The organism is Streptomyces sp. BBFR51, assembly GCF_044591655.1.
Taxonomy (GTDB): domain Bacteria; phylum Actinomycetota; class Actinomycetes; order Streptomycetales; family Streptomycetaceae; genus Streptomyces.
The window spans coordinates 5,457,047-5,473,730 of record NZ_CP172448.1; the positions used below are offsets into that span (position 1 = coordinate 5,457,047).

Below are 16,684 nucleotides of genomic sequence, written 5' to 3' on the forward strand. Positions count from 1 at the left end.
GGGCTGTGGGGTGGGGGCCCGGCGTGTGGCTGCGGAGTTACTCCGTGCGCAGGCCCTCCGCTCGCATCAGCCGGAGCAGGGGCGGGAGGCTGCACAGGGTCACGACCAGGACGACCGCGGCGCCGATGCCGGTCATGGACAGGACGCCGGTCCAGTCGACGTGGACCGGGGTGCCCGTCATCTTCAGGAGCACCGTGCCCAGGGTCAGCCCCACCACCGAGGCCAGCAACAGGCCCAGCACGATGGGGATCGCCGTCTGCCACAGGACCGACAGGCTCAGCGTGCGGCGCCGGGTGCCGAAGGCGACCAGGGCCGACAGCAGCTTCTTCCGCTCACGCAACTGCTCCAGCTGCGAGACCAGCAGACTGGCGCCGATCAGCGCCAGCACACAGGCCGCCCCGACGAACAGGCCGGTGCGGATGGCGTCGAACCTGTCGGTCCGCTCGGTCTCCGCCCAGGTCACGGCGTCCGCCAGCGGGTCGATGGCCACCGTGGTGTTCCGGACCAGGTCGTGCACGTCCGGCACCGACTCGTCCAGTTGGAGGTAGGCGTGCCCGTCCAGCGCCGGCGCGAGCGCCTCCGGCATCGCCTTTCGCGTGATCAGGAAGCCGCCCCGGTCGGTATCGGCCAGCAGACCGGTACGCGGCTTCGCGGCCTTGACGCCCTCCGGCACCGTCCAGGAGATCTCCGGGTTCTTGGGGCCGCCCTCGTAGGACGGGTCCACGTAGAGCTTCCGGCCCGGCGTGGCCAGCTTCGACACGTCCTCCCCGGCGTCCCACTCGGCGCCGTGGACGGCGAACACGTCCCCGTCGGCGCACGAGGGCAGGTTGGCGATCTCCCGCAGCGACGCGCATTCGCCCACGGTCACCGTCGTGCCGTGGTCCGGGTCCTGCGGACGGTCGCCGAGCCAGCCCTCGGAGTAGCCGAAGACCGCCTTCACGCCCTTCGTGTCGCGGAACTTCTCGACCGCCGGGGCCATCGGGACCCCGCTCGACAGTTGCGCCTCCATCTGCGCCTGCGACACGTCCTGACCGGTGGGCTTGGTGTAGTCGTCGTCCACGCCGGCGAACAGCATCTGCAGCGCGATCGCCCCGGCGACGGCCACCGCGATGCCGTTGACCATCCGGGCCGCCGTGCCGCTGCTCAGCTGCAGCCTGCGCACGGCCAGCTGCCAGGCCACGCCGCCGGAGCCGAGCCGTGCGACGACGGCCTCCACGATCCACGGCAGCAGCGCGGTCACGCCCACCAGGAGCAGGACGACGCCGCCGGTCACCAGGTACTGGTTGAAGTCGCCGTTCTCCCGCCCGTTGCCGATCATCGGGTAGAGCATGGCCAGTCCGGCCAGCGGCAGCAGCAGCCGCCACCACAGCCGGCGCCGCGCCGGACGCCCGGCACGCACCACACCGAGGGGCTCGATGACGACCCCGCGCAGCGCGAACAGCGTCACCAGCACCGCCGCCGCCGGCACCGCGACCGCGACCAGCAGGGCCAGCAGCGGCGAGGGGTTGAGATAGCTGGGGAACACGCTGATGCGGAACACCTCGGCGGAACCCGCCAGTTGCCGCCCGACCATGAAGAACCCGGCGCCGAAGACCAGGCCCAGGACCGAGCCGGCCAGAGCCTCACCGGCGGCGATGCGCCGGGTCATGCGGCTGTCGGAGCCCACCAGCCGCAGCGCCGCGAGCCGCCGGTCCCGTCGCTCGCCACCGAACCGTACGGCGGCGGCGATGAACACCGCGACCGGCATCAGCAGCACCACGAAGACGACGAGGATCAGCAGGAGCAGCACCGGGTCGGACTGCTCCTCTCCCGGATCCGGGTCGCCGAACCGGTCGATACGCTCGATCCGGCCCGCGGTGATGTGCTCCGCGAGACCCTCCGCGCCCCGGTAGTAGGCGAGTTCGGCCGAGCCGATCAGCCCGTCCTCCGCGATCGTGCCGACGATCCGGTCCGGCAGCCGCTCGCGCAGCAGCGCGCCGGAGTCCGAGTCCAGCAGCTCCTTCAGCGCGGGGGAGACCACCATCTCGCCCACCGCGGGGAACTTCTCCACCCCCGGCGGCAGCGGTGCCCGCGGCCCCTCGGGCTCCAGGGCCCGGCCCCGGACGTCGTCGTCGCGGAAGTCCTCGTCGACGTCGGCGATCACGAGCGTGTCGTTCGCCTTCGGCATCGGGTCGGTCGAGAAGGTGATGTCGGAGCGCGCCGCCTCCCGGTCGTGCCGGACGGTGAGCGCGTTGGGCAGCGCCGTCGTCAGCAGCAGCAGCGCCACGCCGAGCCCGACGCCGATGGCCGTCAGTACGGCCCGCGTCCAGCCCTCGCGCCCGCCGGTGAAGGCGAAGCGGACGCCCAGTGTCAGGTCGGCGGTCCACTGGCGGACGTTCATACGACCCGCTCCATGTCCCTGGACTTGCCGTCGCGTACGACGATCTCGCGGTCGGAGTAGGCGGCCACCCGTGCCTCGTGGGTGACCAGGACGACGGCCGCGTTGGTGGAGCGGGCGGCGTCCGTGAGGAGTTCCATGACGCGCTCCCCGTTGAGGGAGTCCAGCGCGCCGGTCGGCTCGTCGGCGAAGAGCACACGCGGGTTGGTGACCAGCGAGCGCGCCACCGCGACCCGCTGGCCCTGACCGCCCGAGACCTCGCTGGGCCGCTTCTTCCTCAGGTCGTCGACCTCGAGGCGCTCCATCCACGTCAGCGCGGCCCGCTCGGCCTCCTTGCGGGAGGTGCCGTTCAGCCGCAGCGGCAGGGCGACGTTCTCGACGCAGGTCAGCTCCGGCACGAGCTGGCCGAACTGGAAGACGAACCCGAAGTCCGAGCGGCGCAGCGCACTGCGCTGGGCGTCGCTCATGGCGGACAGCTCACGCCCGTTGTACGTGATCGTCCCCGAGTCGGGCGGGACGATGCCTGCGAGGCAGTGCAGCAGCGTCGACTTGCCGGACCCCGAGGGGCCCATGACGGCGACGACCTCGCCGGGGTGGATGGAGAACTCGGCGCCGTCGAGGGCGAGAGTGGGGCCGTAGGCCTTGCGCAGCTGCTCGGCCGCGAGCAGCGAACCAGCGGGAGGAGTCATCGGGTTACCGCCTCACGGAGCTTGTCGAGGCGCGCGGCGGTGAGTTCCAGCCAGCGCAGGTCGGCCTCGAGATGGAACAGGGCGTGGTCGCAGATGAGCTGGTCGGCGAGGTCGCCCTTGCGCTTGCGGTCGGTGAGGATGCGCATGCTGCGCAGATGCTCCGAGCGCTGGGTGTCGAGGATGTCGGCGGCGTCGCGGTGGGTGAGCAGCGCCAGGACGACCTTGGTGTAGAGCGTCGACTGGAGGTACGGCTCGGGCTTCTCCGGCGTGGCGAGCCACCGCTGTACGTCGGTGATCCCGTCGTCGGTGATCGCGTACCGCTTGCGCTCGGGACCGCCGCCCGTCTCTATGCCGTCGACGACGACGAGGCCGTTCTTCAGCAGGCGGGACATCGTCGAGTAGACCTGGCCGTAGTGCAGCGGCCGGTCGTGACCGAACTTCTCGTCGAAGGCGCGCTTGAGGTCGTAACCGTGGCGCGGCCCGGACTCCAGGAGTCCCAGGAGGGTGTGACCGATGGACATGCGGAGCACTCTACACACGGTGTATACCCGGTATGTATACGCGATGTGCAGAGATCATGGCGGCGCGTACGGGATCGCAGGTCGGGCGCGGTTGTCACGGTTCCGCTACGACGGAAGCCGCGCCTGCGCGAAGGCGGCGGCGCGGCTTCCGTCCGGCTCCGCTACGTCGGTGGCGCGGCCCCCGGGCCGCCCCTCGGCGGGCGTCCCCGGCGCGGCAGCGGTCCGGTGTCGCCGGGCAGGCGGCCGGCCTCCGCCAGGGCTCTGCGGAGCAGGAACTCGATCTGGGCGTTGGCCGAGCGCAGTTCGTCGCCGGCCCAGCGGGCCAGCGCCTCGTACACCTGTGGGTCCAGCCGCAGCAGCACCTGCTTGCGCTGCTGCGGCCGACGCTTCGGGGCCGGACCCTCGGGCGGGACCGAACCCTCGGACGGGGTCGTCACTGGTAGAGCGTCCCCGTGTTCAGGACCGGCTGGGCGGCGCGGTCCCCGCAGAGCACGACCATCAGGTTGGACACCATCGCCGCCTTGCGCTCGTCGTCCATCTCCACGATGCCCTGCTCGCTGATCCGGGCGAGCGCCGCCTCGACCATGCCGACCGCGCCGTCCACGATCTGGCGGCGGGCCGCGACGACCGCGCCGGCCTGCTGCCGCTGGAGCATCGCCGAGGCGATCTCCGGCGCGTACGCGAGGTGGGTGAAGCGGGACTCGATGATCTGCACGCCGGCCGCCTCCACGCGCGCGTGCAGCTCGACGGCGAGCTTCTCGGTGATCTCCTCGGCGTTGCCCCGCAGCGAGAGGCCGTCCTCGTCGTGGGCGTCGTAGGGGTACTCGATGGCGATGTGCCGCACGGCCGCCTCGGTCTGGGTGGAGACGAACTCGATGTAGTCGTCCACCTCGAAGGTGGCCTGCGCGGTGTCCTCCACCCGCCACACCACGACGGCGGCCAGCTCGATCGGGTTGCCGTAGGCGTCGTTCACCTTCAGGACGGCCGTCTCGTGGTTGCGCACCCGCGTCGAGATCTTGGTGCGCGAGGTGAAGGGGTTCACCCAGCGCAGTCCGTCCTGCCGGATCGTCCCCCGGTACCGCCCGAAGAGCTGCACCACGCGGGCCTCGCCCGGCGCGACCATGTTCAGCCCGCACATCGCGAGGAACGCGGCCAGGGCGATCAGGATGCCGCCGATGATCAGGACGGCCTTGCCGCCCGTCGAGGCGACCGCCGTGGCGGTGACGATCAGGCCGGCGCCGACGAGCAACCCGACCAGTCCGAGCAGCAGCGCGAAACCGCCGCCGATGCTGTGTGCCTGGTTCTCGCGCACCCGCGGCGCGGGCATCTCGGGCACATCCGCGGTGACCTGGGGGGCATCGTGCGTGGACATAGGTGGTTCCCCGTTCTCTCTTTGCTTGCTAAGTGATATCACTTTACCCGCAAATGACAACCCTGCACCCCTCTCGTACGTCGGTTCCTGTGGAACGGGTGCTGATTCTCACGTCCGTACAAGGCTGGATCAGTTGCCGTTTGTCACATCTCCCGGTGTTAGCTTTCTGAGCTGACCTGAGCGACGAACCTGTGCGACGCGTGAGCGAGACGCGCCCACAGATGACCGAAGCGGAGCGGATCGGACCCATGGGGCGAGCGGAAGAGAGAAAAGCGCGACAGCGCGGTGGACGCCGCGCGGCGCCCAAACGCCGCCGTTCGTCGGGCGCGGGCGGCGACGCGGGCGGGAAGAGCCGCATACGCCGGCTGTTCACCTGGAAGAAGATCCTCGGGACGATCTTCGGGCTCTGCCTGCTCGGCATGGGTGCCTTCATCGTGCTGTACATGGTGATCGAGATCCCCGAGGGCAACCCCGAGGCCGACCTCCAGAGCAACGTCTACAAGTACAGCGACGGCAGCGTCATGGCCCGCACCGGCGAACGCAACCGTGAGATCGTCGACTTGGCCAAGGTGCCCAAGGACGTCCAGCGCGCCTTCGTCGCCGCGGAGAACAAGACCTTCTACAAGGACGCCGGCGTCGACCTCAAGGGCACCACGCGCGGTGTGCTCAACACCCTCTCCGGCAAGGGCGCGCAGGGCGGTTCGACGATCACCCAGCAGTACGTCAAGAACTACTACCTGAGCCAGGAACAGACGGTCACGCGCAAGCTGAAGGAACTGGTCATCTCCCTGAAGCTGGACCGGGAGAAGTCCAAGGACTACATCCTCGCCGGCTACATCAACACCAGCTACTACGGCCGCGGCGCCTACGGCATCCAGGCCGCCGCGCAGGCCTACTACCGCGTCGACGCCGAGGACCTGACGGTCGAACAGGGCGCGTACCTCTCCGCGCTGCTCCAGGCGCCCAACCAGTACGACTGGGCGATCGCCAGCGAGACCGGCAAGAAGCTCGTCCAGGATCGCTGGAACTACGTCCTGGACAACATGGTCGAGCAGAAGTGGCTGAGCGCGACCGACCGGCAGGGCATGAAGTTCGCGGTGCCCAAGGAGCCCAAGGCCGCCGCCGGCATGGAGGGCCAGACCGGCTACCTCGTGGACGCGGCCAACTTCGCGCTCAAGAAGCAACTCGTCGCCCAGGGCACCGCCGAGGACATGGAACAGGCCAAGGCCCTGGTGGACCTCGGCGGCTACACCGTCACCCTCAACATCGACAAGAAGAAGCAGGCCGCGCTGGAGAAGTCGGTCAAGGCCAAGCTCACCAGCAAGCTGGACCCCGGCGAGCGCAAGGTCGACGCGGACGTCCAGGCCGGTGCCGTCTCCGTCGACCCGAAGACCGGCTCCGTGGTGGCCATGTACGGCGGCGTGGACTACCTGAAGCACTTCACGAACAACGCCACCCGTGACGACTACCAGCCCGCCTCCACCTTCAAGCCGGTGATCCTCGCCGCCGCCGTCGACCAGGACGCCGAGACCCAGGACGGCGTGCCGATCACGGACAAGGCCGTCTACGACGGCGACAGCGAGCGCCCCGTGATGGACGGCGACCAGGAGGTCGGCTTCGCGCCGCCCAACGAGGACGACACGGACTACGGCGACATCGACGTCCAGGAGGCGATGAACAAGTCCGTCAACTCCGTGTTCGCGCAGATGGGCATCGACGTCGGCATGACCGAGGTCATGAAGGTCGCGGGCGAACTCGGCATGGACACCGAGGGCGAGCAGGCCGTGCCCGCGCAGACCCTGGGCAGTATGGGCGCGAGCCCGCTGGAGATGGCCGGCGTCTACGCCACCTTCGACAACCACGGCAAGAAGGTCACCCCGGCGGTCGTGAAGTCGGTCGAGCACAAGGACCGCACCATCGAGATGCCCGACCCCATCGGCGGGGAGATCATCAGCCGGGAGGCCGCCGACACGGTGACCTCCGTGCTCACCGGCGTGGTCGACGACGGTACGGCCAAGACGTCCGTGCGGGAGAACCCGCTGCGCGACGGCCAGGAGGTGGCCGGCAAGACCGGTACGTCGGACAACAACAAGTCGGCCTGGTTCACCGGCTTCACTCCCGACCTGGTCACCTCGGTCGGCCTGTTCGGCGAGGACGACAAGGCGCCGCACCCGCAGGTCCCGATGTACAAGGCGGGCGGCGTCGACTACCGCGTCAACGGTGGTGGCTTCCCCGCGGAGATCTGGGCCGCCTACACCTTCGGCGTCATGGACGAGGTCACCGAGTTCGACCTGGATACCAAGCAGGGCGCCGCGGTGAAGCCGAGCAAGTCGCCGTCGGCCCCCGAGTCGCCGACCCAGTCGCCGTCCCAGGAGGAGACCACCGAGCCGCCTCCCTCCAACGACCCGACGACCGAGGCACCCCCGTCGAACGACCCGACGACCGAGGATCCTCCGGAGTCCCCGTCGAACTCGCCGTCGAACAGCCCGTCCACCGAACCACCGCCGGACGGCGGCGGGTCCACCGAGCCGGAGGACCCGGACTTCCCCGGCGGGGACTGGGAGCCGTAGACCCGCGGCGGTCGCGGGACCACGCGAAGGGGCGCCCGGTGCTCACCGGGCGCCCCTTCGCGTACGTCTCGGGCCGTTTCAGCCCCGGTTCAGCTCGAACCAGACCACCTTGCCGGTGCTCAGCCGGGTCGCGCCCCAGCGCCGGGCCAGCCGGTTCACCAGGTAGAGACCGCGCCCGCCCTCGTCCGTCGCCCGCGCCTGCCGCAGCCGGGGCAGTTGCGGCACGTCGTCGCCCACCTCGCAGCGCAGCACGTCCGTGCGCAGCAGGCGCAGGGTGACCGGCTTCGAGGCGTAGCGCACCGCGTTGGTCACGACCTCGCTGACGAGCAGCTCCACGGAGTCCGTGAGGTCCTCCATGCCCCAGCGGGCGAGCGCGCGCCGGGCCAGGCGACGGGCACGGCCGGGGGCCGCGTCCTCGGGCTCCAGGAACCAGTACGCCACGTCGCTGGGCGCGATGCCGTCGAAGCGGGCGGCGAGCAGCGCGATGTCGTCGTCCCGGTCGCCCGGACCGAGCATGTCCAGCACCTCGTCGCACAGGGCTTCCAGGGGCGGCGGATGGTCAGGACCGGTCAGCTGCGCGGTCGCCGCGAGGCGCTCCCGCAGCTGCTCTATGCCGGTCCACACGTCGCGCAGCCGGGACTCGACCAGCCCGTCCGTGTACAGGAGCAGGGTCGCGCCCGCGGGGGCGTCCAGCTCCACGGCCTCGAAGTCCACGCCGCCCACCCCGATCGGGGCGCCCGCAGGCACCCGCAGCACCTCGGCATGACCGCCCAGGTGCAGCAGGACGGGCGGCGGGTGCCCCGCGTTGGCGACGGTGATGCGGTGCGATACCGGGTCGTACACGGCGTACAGGCAGGTCGCCATGCGGTCGGTGCCCAGGCGCTGGGCCTGTTCGTCGAGGTGGTGCAGCACCTCCTGCGGCGGCAGGTCGAGCCCGGCCAGGGTCTGCGCCGTGGTCCGCAGCTGGCCCATGATGGCCGCCGACGTCATGGAGTGGCCCATGACGTCTCCGACGACCAGCGCGACCCGGCTGCCGGGCAGCGGGATGGCGTCGTACCAGTCGCCGCCGACCCGCGCGGTCTCGGCGGCCGGGAGATATCGCGAGGCCAGCCGCACGCCGGTGCAGCGCGGCAGGTTCTCCGGGAGCATCGTGCGCTGCAACTCGTCGGCGATGTACGCCTCACGCCCGTACAGCACCGCCTTGTCGATGCCGAGGGCGCTGTGCGTGGCGAGCTGGGCGGCGACCAGCAGGTCGTCGGCCTCGAAGGCGACGCGCTCCGGGCCGCGCAGGAACAGCGCCGCACCGATCACCCGGCGCCGGCCGCGCAGCGGGGCGAGAATCGCCCGCCGGCCGTCGGGCACGGCGAAGTCGCGTTCCTCGCCGAGCAGTTCCGGCAGCGCGGCGCGGGCGGCCGGGGTGTCCGTGAAGACCGGGCGCACTCCGCGCAGCACCTCGGCCAGCGCACTGCCCGGCCGCACCTCGCACAGCTCGGAGCCGACCGACTCCAGCTCGGAGGGCTCGGGCTGGGCCGCGGGCGTGAAGCCGCTCTCGGTGTCCCGCTCGGCCGGTATCCGGTCGGTGCGCCGCAGCCGCAGCACCAGAGGGCCGGTGGGCCGCTCGTCGCCGACCGGCAGCGGCTCGCGCAGGTAGACGAGGATCGCGTCCGCGAACGTCGGCACGGTGGCCCGGCACAGCCCCATCACGATCTCGTCGAGGTCCATGCCCCGGGCGATCCGCCGGGTCGCGGCGCCCACGAACCGCAGCCGGTCCCCGTCCCGCCGCATGGGCGTGGGCTGTCCGGGCGCGGTGAGCTGCCCGGTACGCCGCTCCGGCTCGGGCGGCGCGCCACGGCGCTCCGCCGCGCCGGCCGGCGCCGCGGCACCGGACTGCGTGCCGCCGGACTGCACACCGCCGGACTGCACGCCGCCCGGCTGCACCGGGACGCCCTCGGACGCGGGCCGCGGACGGTGCGTGTCGGGCTCGGCGGCCTGCTCGGCACCCGGCTGGGAGTGCTCGAAGGCGCCGGGGGAGTCCGCGCCCGCGGTGGGCGGCGTCTCCCCGGTACGCCCCTGTGCCGATAACCCGGACCCGGAGGCGCGCGGTGGCACGGGGGTACGCAGGAGCGCCCCGCGGGGATCCGTGGGGTCGGCGCCCGTCGAGGGGCGGTCGAAGGAGGTCGGGTGCTCCGTCACGCGTGTCGAATCCGTCCGTCCGGGACTGCGCGCGGCGCGTGCAGTTCGTCCCGCAGAAATCCCGATACCCGCAATACCTGCCCAAGGAACGGGATTCCCGCGTGGTCAGAGGCTGTTCCTGTGTCACCGGCGGACCGTCTGCGGCCCGTCTCCGTGTTGCCCTCGTACCCCTCGCTCACGTCCTGCCGCCCCTCGGTGACGATCGGTCAAGCACAGCGCACGCTCCGCCGGTTGCCGCTGCCGCGCTCCTTGCGGAGGACGATCCTACGTTTCCTGCCCGGGGGCACATCAAGGGTCTCATGAGGACACGTGCGCGGGCGTGCGATCCCAGTCCCCCGGCAGCGACGGTACCGCCCACGCCGGATCGGGTCGCCAGTCCTCCCAGCCGTCGGCGAACGGCGACCCCCAGGAACGGATCCCCGAGACCGCGGCACGGCCCGCGGAGCGCACCCGCTCGGCGAGGCCCGCGTCCATCAGCCGGTCCCGCTGGGCCTGTGCGAACTCGTCCTCGTCCCGCCAGTGCCAGGTGCGGTCCGGGTGGACGGTGATGTCCAGAAAATGATCCTCGGAATCGACCCCGCCCTCCCAACGGGTCAGCGGCTCCTCGAGATTCACGTACCAGTTCTTGAACCGCCAGCCCGGATCCCAGAACAGCCACACCGACCAGGGCTCGCCGGGCCGCGCCAGCTTCAGCACGCCCGTGCCGAACCACCGGTCGCGCTGCACGGTACGCGGCTTGGTGTAGCGCGTGGCCAGCGGTTCCAGATGCACGGGCGTACCGTCGGCGAGCACCGGCTTGACGCACTCGGTGCCGGGCGCCAGCCACACGGCGAGCAACTCGGTGTCGTCGCGTACGACGGTGACGGGGCGGGCGATGTGCAAGTGCGGGCCGCCGTTCTCCCGGTACCGCCACAGGATGTGGCTCCCGGGCGCCCAGAAGCCCACCGGGTCCGCCGGACCGTCCGCTCCCGGCCCCGTCGCCGCGCTCACCGCTTCACCGTCTGCCATGGACAGATATTAGGTGCCATGGCCACACGACGCGCCGGTGATCGCGAGAGCATACGCCGGAGTGGACCGGGGTCCGTCACGGGCGGGTCATCCGCAGCACGTCCAGCGCCTCGTCCAGCTGCTCGTGCGTGAGGTCGCCGCGCTCGACGTACCCGCCCTCCAGCACGACCTCACGGATCGTCTTCTGTTCGGCCAGCGCCTTCTTGGCGACCTTCGCGGCCTCCTCGTACCCGATGTACTTGTTGAGCGGCGTGACGACGGACGGCGAGGACTCGGCGTACTCGCGGGCCCGTTCGCGGTGGGCGACGACGCCGTCGACGGTCCGGTCGGCCAGCAGCCGGGAGACGTTCGCGAGCAGCCGCACCGACTCCAGTACGTTCTTGGCGATCACCGGCAGCATGACGTTCAGCTCGAAGTTGCCGGCCGCCCCCGCGGCGGCGACCGTCGCGTCGTTGCCGGTGACCTGGGCGGCGACCATGAGGACGGCCTCGGGGATCACCGGGTTGACCTTGCCGGGCATGATGGACGAGCCGGGCTGGAGGTCGGGCAGCGAGATCTCCGCGAGCCCGGTGCGCGGCCCGGACGCCATCCAGCGCAGGTCGTTCGCGATCTTCGTCAGCCCGACGCCGATGGTCCGCAGCTGCCCGCTCGTCTCGACGATGCCGTCCCGGGCGCCCTGCGCCTCGAAGTGGTCGCGCGCCTCGGTCAGCGGCAGCCCGGTCACGCGGGCCACCTCCTCGATGACGGCGGCGGAGAAGCCGGGCGGGGTGTTGATCCCGGTGCCGACGGCGGTGCCGCCCAGCGGCAGTTCGGCCAGACGCGGCAGGGACGCCTCCAGCCGCTCGATGCCGTACCGCACCTGCGCGGCGTACCCGCCGAACTCCTGGCCCAGGGTGACGGGCGTGGCGTCCATGAGGTGCGTACGCCCGGACTTCACGACGTCGGCGAACTCCTCCGCCTTGCGCTCCAGGGCCTCGGCGAGGTGGTCCAGGGCCGGGATCAGGTCGTGGGTGACGGCGGCGGTGGCGGCGATGTGGATCGAGGACGGGAAGACGTCGTTGGACGACTGGGAGGCGTTGACGTGGTCGTTGGGGTGCACGTCGCGGCCGAGCCGCTCACCGGCCAGGGTCGCGACGACCTCGTTGGTGTTCATGTTGGACGAGGTCCCCGACCCCGTCTGGAACACGTCCACGGGGAAGTGCTCGTCCCACTTCCCCTCGGCGACCTCCCCGGCCGCCTCCTGGATCGCGCCGGCGACGTCCTTGTCGAGCACGCCCAGCTCGGCGTTGACCTTGGCCGCCGCGCCCTTGATCCGCGCCAGCGCCTCGATGTGGGCGCGCTCGATGCGCTGCCCGGAGACGGGGAAGTTCTCCACGGCACGCTGCGTCTGCGCCCGCCACTTGGCGTGCGCGGGGACGCGGACCTCGCCCATGGAGTCGTGCTCGATGCGGTATTCGCTCATACCGGGTACAGCGTGCGGGGCGCTGCGGATGTTCCGGGGCGGGGCCGTCCGCGGGTGTGTTCCGCCCCCGAGAGACGTCCCGCCCCGGACGGGCTACGCCAGCCCGGGCCCGCGCACCGGAATCGTCGTGAACGTCGGGGCGGGTGCCGGGTCCTGGAAGAAGTCGTTGCCCTTGTCGTCCACCACGACGAACGCCGGGAAGTCCTCGACCTCGATCTTCCAGACCGCCTCCATGCCGAGCTCCTCGTACTCGACGACCTCGACCTTCTTGATGCAGTCCTGCGCGAGCCGCGCCGCCGGTCCGCCGATGGAGCCGAGGTAGAAGCCGCCGTGGCTGTCGCACGCGTCGGTGACCTGCTTGCTCCGGTTGCCCTTGGCCAGCATCACCTTGGAGCCGCCCGCCGCCTGGAACTGCTCCACGTAGGAGTCCATGCGCCCGGCGGTGGTCGGACCGAAGGACCCGGAGGCGTAGCCCTCGGGCGTCTTGGCCGGACCCGCGTAGTACACCGGGTGGTCCTTGAGGTACTGCGGCATCTCCTCGCCCGCGTCCAGCCGCTCCTTGATCTTGGCGTGCGCGATGTCGCGGGCCACGACCAGCGGACCGGTCAGGGACAGCCGGGTCTTGACCGGGTGCCTGGTCAGCTCGGCGAGGATGTCGTCCATCGGCTGGTTGAGGTCGACCTTGACGACGTCGCCCTCCTCCGCCAGCTGCTCGTCCGTCGTCTCCGGCAGGAACCGCGCCGGGTCGGTCTCCAGCTGCTCCAGGAAGACGCCCTCGGCGGTGATCTTCGCGACCGCCTGCCGGTCGGCCGAGCAGGACACGGCGATGGCGACCGGGCAGGAGGCACCGTGCCGGGGCAGGCGCACCACGCGCACGTCGTGGCAGAAGTACTTGCCGCCGAACTGCGCGCCGATGCCGATCTTCTGGGTCAGCTCGAAGACCTTCTCCTCCAGCTCCTTGTCCCGGAAGCCGTGCCCGAGCGCCGAACCCTCGGCCGGGATCTCGTCCAGGTAGTGCGCGGAGGCGTACTTCGCGGTCTTCAGCGCGTACTCGGCCGAGGTGCCGCCGACGACGATCGCCAGGTGGTACGGCGGGCAGGCGGCCGTGCCGAGCGAGCGGATCTTCTCCTCCAGGAACTTCATCATGGAGGACTCGTTCAGGACGGCCTTCGTCTCCTGGTAGAGGAACGACTTGTTGGCCGAGCCGCCGCCCTTGGCCATGAACAGGAACTTGTAGGCGCCGCCGTCGGTCGCGTACAGCTCGATCTGGGCCGGGAGGTTGGAGCCGGTGTTCTTCTCCTCCCACATCGTCAGCGGAGCCATCTGCGAGTAGCGCAGGTTCAGGTTCTTGTACGCGTCGTAGATGCCCCGGCTCAGGGCCTCCTCGTCGCCGCCCGCGGTGAGCACGTTCTGTCCGCGCTTGCCCATGACGATCGCCGTGCCGGTGTCCTGGCACATCGGCAGCACGCCCGCCGCCGCGATGTTCGCGTTCTTCAGCAGGTCCAGGGCCACGAACTTGTCGTTGCCGGACGCCTCGGGGTCGTCGATGATGCGGCGCAGCTGCGCCAGGTGGGCCGGGCGCAGGTAGTGCTGGATGTCGTGAATGGCCTCCTCGGCCAGCTTGCGCAGCGCCTGCGGCTCCACCTTGAGGAAGGTCCGCCCGTCGGCCTCGAAGGTGGAGACACCCTCGGCGGTCACCAGCCGGTACGGAGTGGTGTCCTCGCCCTGGGGGAGCAGATCGGTGTACGCGAACTCAGGCATCTCGCCCATTCCTCACTCGGCATCACGCGCGGCTGGATTCCTCAGCAACGACGGCTGGCCTCCATCGGCAGCGCCAACCAGCGTAAAACCTGCCCACGGTGCCGAGCTTGTGAGGTAAGGCTCAGTTGGCCGCGACAAGGTTGCCCCCAGGGGTAGTCGCGATCTATCGCGTTTCGGTACGCTGCTGCCGTGGACCTTCAGAAGCACGCCCAACCCGCACCGCGCACCTCCGAGCTGCGCGCCTCGGACGCCGACCGCGACCGCGTCGCCGACATGCTGCGCGAAGCCCTCGCCGAGGGGCGGCTCACCGCCGACGAGCACGCCGAGCGCGTCGAGGGCGTGCTGGCCGCCAAGACCGTCGGCGAGCTGGACGTCTTCGTGCGGGACCTGCCCTCCGGACACCGCGCCCGGGACACCGGCGCCCCGGCTCCCAGCCGCCCCACCCCCGGCGCCATCCCGGCGGAGCCCGACGAGAACGTGGTGGCGGTGTTCAGCAGCGCCGTCCGCAAGGGCCGCTGGCGGGCGAACCGCCGCATCCACGCGTACGCGGTCTTCGGCAGCGTCGAGATAGACCTCAGCGAGGCGGTCTTCGAGTACCAGCAGGTCGTCATCAAGGCGTTCTCCGTCTTCGGCAGCGTCGATGTGCGCGTCCCGGAGAACGTGTCGGTGCGCGGTGCGGGCGGCTGCGTGCTCGGCAGCTTCGAGGTCCACACCCTCGACTCCGCCGAGCCCGACGCCCCCGTCATCTACGTGGACGGCTGGGCCGTGCTGGGCAGCGTCGAGGCGCGTCCCAAGCGCGGCAAGTTCGTCGCGGACATCCTCGAGCGGGTGCACCGCAGGGTCGAGAAGGGGTTGGGCAAACACCTGTAGCGCGGCACCGGCAGCGGTGGGGAACCCAGTGCATAGGCGCGCGTACAACGGGTAAGCCTTGACGCATCGTCTCTCGCTCGCGAAGCCGTCGTCAGGAGTAGACCGTGCTGCAACCGCCGCATTCGTCCCTGCAGGTCGCTGCCGTTCCGGCCCAGCGGGTGCCCGTGCGGGACAGGGACCAAGACGCTCCCTGGCACACCGAGGCGGTGTGCCGGCGCGACGAGGCCGGACTGTTCTTCGCCCCCTCCAAAGAACCGACCGCCGCCCGGCTCTCCCGCGAAGAGGCCGCCAAGCGGGTCTGCGCGCGCTGTCCGGTCATGGTCGAGTGCCGGGAGCACGCCCTGCTGCAACCCGAGCCCTACGGCGTCTGGGGCGGCCTCACCGCCGCCGAACGCCGCGTGGTCCTCGCCAGGCGCCGCCGCCGCGACGTGGAGCTGAAGAACGCGGCCCGCACGACGGGCCGCATAGCGGCGGCAGGCTAGAACCCAGGCACACAAAAGGGCACCCTCTCCGCACAGAGGGTGCCCTTCTGCCGCCGGGATGACTCATGCCGCCGGACGCGACAGCGACCGCGCCTTCCGACGCCGCGAGCCGCAGCCAACCAGGGGCGCGGGGCTGTGTCCGATCTGCGGCTCCGCCGCGCGGGCGCGACAAGCCACGACGCACCGGCACCCGCCACCCAACAGGCACTCCCGATTCAATAGGCGCCCCGCACCACCGACGGAGTCACTTCGCCCGGTCGAAGTCGATCGCGCTGTACGCCCGCAGCTTGCTCAGCCGGTGCTCGGAGTCGATCCGCCGCACCGTGCCCGACTTGGACCGCATCACGATCGAGTCGGTCGTGGCCGTCTCGGACCGGTACCGCACCCCGCGCAGCAGTTCGCCGTCGGTGATGCCGGTCGCCACGAAGAAGACGTTGTCCCCGGAGACCAGGTCGTCGGTGGTCAGCACCCGCTCCAGGTCGTGCCCGGCGTCGACCGCGCGCTGCCGCTCCTCGTCGTCCTTGGGCCACAGCTTGCCCTGGATGGTGCCGCCCAGGCACTTCACGGCGCAGGCCGAGATGATGCCCTCCGGCGTGCCCCCGACACCGAGCAGCAGGTCGATGCCGGTGCCCTCGCGCAGGGCCAGGATGGAGCCGGCCACGTCGCCGTCGGAGATCAGCTTGATGCGGGCGCCGGTCTCCCGGACCTCCTTGATGAGGCTCTGGTGCCGGGGCCGGTCGAGGATGACGACGGTGACGTCCTCGGGGGTGCGGCGCTTGGCCTTGGCGATCCGGCGGATGTTCACGGACACCGGGGCGTTGATGTCGACGAAGTCGGCGGCTTCCGGACCCGTGACCAGCTTGTCCATGTAGAAGACGGCGGACGGGTCGAACATGGAGCCGCGCTCGGCCGCGGCCAGTACCGCGATCGCGTTGGTCATGCCGTTGGCGGTCAGCGTGGTGCCGTCGATCGGGTCGACGGCGATGTCGACCTCGGCCCCGGTCCCGTCGCCGACCTGCTCCCCGTTGAAGAGCATGGGGGCCTCGTCCTTCTCCCCTTCTCCGATGACGACGACGCCGTTCATCGAGACGGTCTGGACGAGGGCACGCATGGCGCGCACCGCGGCACCGTCGGCGCCGTTCTTGTCACCGCGTCCGACCCAGCGGCCGCCGGCCATGGCCGCGGCTTCGGTGACCCGCACCAGCTCCATGGCGAGGTTGCGGTCGGGGGCCTCCGAGGGGACGTCCAGCTCGGACGGCAGATGATGATCGGTCATCGGAACGCACCTTTCTGATACGACGACGGCCGGATGAGGGTGTGTCCAGACTCTATCGTCAGTCCGACAAAATGAGCAGGGGACCCCACGTATGAGCGGAGCA

General features: G+C 70.9%; 13 protein-coding genes. 3 read left to right on the forward strand and 10 right to left on the reverse strand.

The features are described from left to right. Positions 1 to 37: 37 nt before the first annotated feature. The 5 genes from ACGH7X_RS25120 to ACGH7X_RS25140 all read right to left on the reverse strand — a co-directional run bounded on the left by ACGH7X_RS25120 (position 38) and on the right by ACGH7X_RS25140 (position 4,959). Positions 38 to 2,380 carry an ABC transporter permease gene (locus ACGH7X_RS25120; protein WP_399888169.1) on the reverse strand — a complete coding sequence of 781 codons (2,343 nt, stop codon included), beginning with the start codon at positions 2,378 to 2,380 and terminating at the stop codon, positions 38 to 40. Beyond that, positions 2,377 to 3,066 (reverse strand): ABC transporter ATP-binding protein, encoded by a 690-nt coding sequence (locus tag ACGH7X_RS25125; protein ID WP_399888171.1) that lies wholly within the window; start codon positions 3,064 to 3,066, stop codon positions 2,377 to 2,379. Before ACGH7X_RS25125 ends, ACGH7X_RS25120 begins: the two co-directional genes overlap by 4 nt. After that, positions 3,063 to 3,587, reverse strand: coding sequence for a PadR family transcriptional regulator (locus ACGH7X_RS25130; RefSeq protein WP_399888173.1), 525 nt, complete (start codon positions 3,585 to 3,587; stop codon positions 3,063 to 3,065). Before ACGH7X_RS25130 ends, ACGH7X_RS25125 begins: the two co-directional genes overlap by 4 nt. Positions 3,588 to 3,748: 161 nt before the next feature. Then, the gene (locus ACGH7X_RS25135; protein ID WP_399888175.1) at positions 3,749 to 4,024 is read right to left on the reverse strand and encodes a hypothetical protein; all 276 of its coding nucleotides are present in this window, start codon (positions 4,022 to 4,024) and stop codon (positions 3,749 to 3,751) included. Then, a complete protein-coding gene (locus ACGH7X_RS25140) occupies positions 4,021 to 4,959 on the reverse strand; it encodes an SPFH domain-containing protein (protein ID WP_399888177.1) in 939 nt (312 codons plus the stop codon). Before ACGH7X_RS25140 ends, ACGH7X_RS25135 begins: the two co-directional genes overlap by 4 nt. Positions 4,960 to 5,207: 248 nt before the next feature. Between ACGH7X_RS25140 and ACGH7X_RS25145 the strand changes: the two genes are divergently transcribed. Then, on the forward strand, positions 5,208 to 7,529 hold the full coding sequence (locus tag ACGH7X_RS25145; RefSeq protein ID WP_399888179.1) for a transglycosylase domain-containing protein: 2,322 nt from the start codon (positions 5,208 to 5,210) through the stop codon (positions 7,527 to 7,529). Between the two features lie 78 nt (positions 7,530 to 7,607). On the opposite strand, the gene ACGH7X_RS25150 is transcribed toward ACGH7X_RS25145, so the two are convergent. From ACGH7X_RS25150 to ACGH7X_RS25165, 4 genes are all read right to left on the reverse strand, one after another. Next, the gene (locus ACGH7X_RS25150) at positions 7,608 to 9,722 is read right to left on the reverse strand and encodes a SpoIIE family protein phosphatase (RefSeq protein WP_399888181.1); all 2,115 of its coding nucleotides are present in this window, start codon (positions 9,720 to 9,722) and stop codon (positions 7,608 to 7,610) included. 297 nt (positions 9,723 to 10,019) lie between these two features. Then, positions 10,020 to 10,730 (reverse strand): DUF402 domain-containing protein, encoded by a 711-nt coding sequence (locus ACGH7X_RS25155; protein ID WP_399888183.1) that lies wholly within the window; start codon positions 10,728 to 10,730, stop codon positions 10,020 to 10,022. Positions 10,731 to 10,806: 76 nt separating this feature from the next. After that, positions 10,807 to 12,192: a class II fumarate hydratase gene (locus ACGH7X_RS25160; RefSeq protein ID WP_399888185.1), complete on the reverse strand. Its 1,386-nt coding sequence runs from the start codon at positions 12,190 to 12,192 to the stop codon at positions 10,807 to 10,809. Positions 12,193 to 12,285: 93 nt separating this feature from the next. After that, positions 12,286 to 13,953, reverse strand: coding sequence for a fumarate hydratase (locus ACGH7X_RS25165; protein WP_399888187.1), 1,668 nt, complete (start codon positions 13,951 to 13,953; stop codon positions 12,286 to 12,288). A gap of 189 nt (positions 13,954 to 14,142) precedes the next feature. Between ACGH7X_RS25165 and ACGH7X_RS25170 the strand changes: the two genes are divergently transcribed. After that, a complete protein-coding gene (locus ACGH7X_RS25170; protein ID WP_399888188.1) occupies positions 14,143 to 14,823 on the forward strand; it encodes a DUF1707 domain-containing protein in 681 nt (226 codons plus the stop codon). A 104-nt stretch (positions 14,824 to 14,927) separates the two neighbouring features. Then, on the forward strand, positions 14,928 to 15,305 hold the full coding sequence (locus ACGH7X_RS25175; RefSeq protein WP_003973931.1) for a WhiB family transcriptional regulator: 378 nt from the start codon (positions 14,928 to 14,930) through the stop codon (positions 15,303 to 15,305). 244 nt (positions 15,306 to 15,549) lie between these two features. Here ACGH7X_RS25175 and glpX read toward each other — a convergent pair whose 3' ends face one another. Beyond that, on the reverse strand, positions 15,550 to 16,581 hold the full coding sequence (glpX, locus tag ACGH7X_RS25180) for a class II fructose-bisphosphatase (protein ID WP_399888190.1): 1,032 nt from the start codon (positions 16,579 to 16,581) through the stop codon (positions 15,550 to 15,552). Between the last annotated feature and the right edge of the window lie 103 nt (positions 16,582 to 16,684).

Coding starts and splice junctions, on each gene's coding strand:
- ACGH7X_RS25165 (WP_399888187.1), bottom strand. CDS start 13,953: ATGCCTGAGTTCGCGTACACCGATCTGCTCCCCCAGGGCGAGGACACC.
- ACGH7X_RS25145 (WP_399888179.1), top strand. CDS start 5,208: ATGGGGCGAGCGGAAGAGAGAAAAGCGCGACAGCGCGGTGGACGCCGC.
- ACGH7X_RS25155 (WP_399888183.1), bottom strand. CDS start 10,730: ATGGCAGACGGTGAAGCGGTGAGCGCGGCGACGGGGCCGGGAGCGGAC.
- ACGH7X_RS25125 (WP_399888171.1), bottom strand. CDS start 3,066: ATGACTCCTCCCGCTGGTTCGCTGCTCGCGGCCGAGCAGCTGCGCAAG.
- ACGH7X_RS25140 (WP_399888177.1), bottom strand. CDS start 4,959: ATGTCCACGCACGATGCCCCCCAGGTCACCGCGGATGTGCCCGAGATG.
- glpX (WP_399888190.1), bottom strand. CDS start 16,581: ATGACCGATCATCATCTGCCGTCCGAGCTGGACGTCCCCTCGGAGGCC.
- ACGH7X_RS25160 (WP_399888185.1), bottom strand. CDS start 12,192: ATGAGCGAATACCGCATCGAGCACGACTCCATGGGCGAGGTCCGCGTC.
- ACGH7X_RS25120 (WP_399888169.1), bottom strand. CDS start 2,380: ATGAACGTCCGCCAGTGGACCGCCGACCTGACACTGGGCGTCCGCTTC.
- ACGH7X_RS25130 (WP_399888173.1), bottom strand. CDS start 3,587: ATGTCCATCGGTCACACCCTCCTGGGACTCCTGGAGTCCGGGCCGCGC.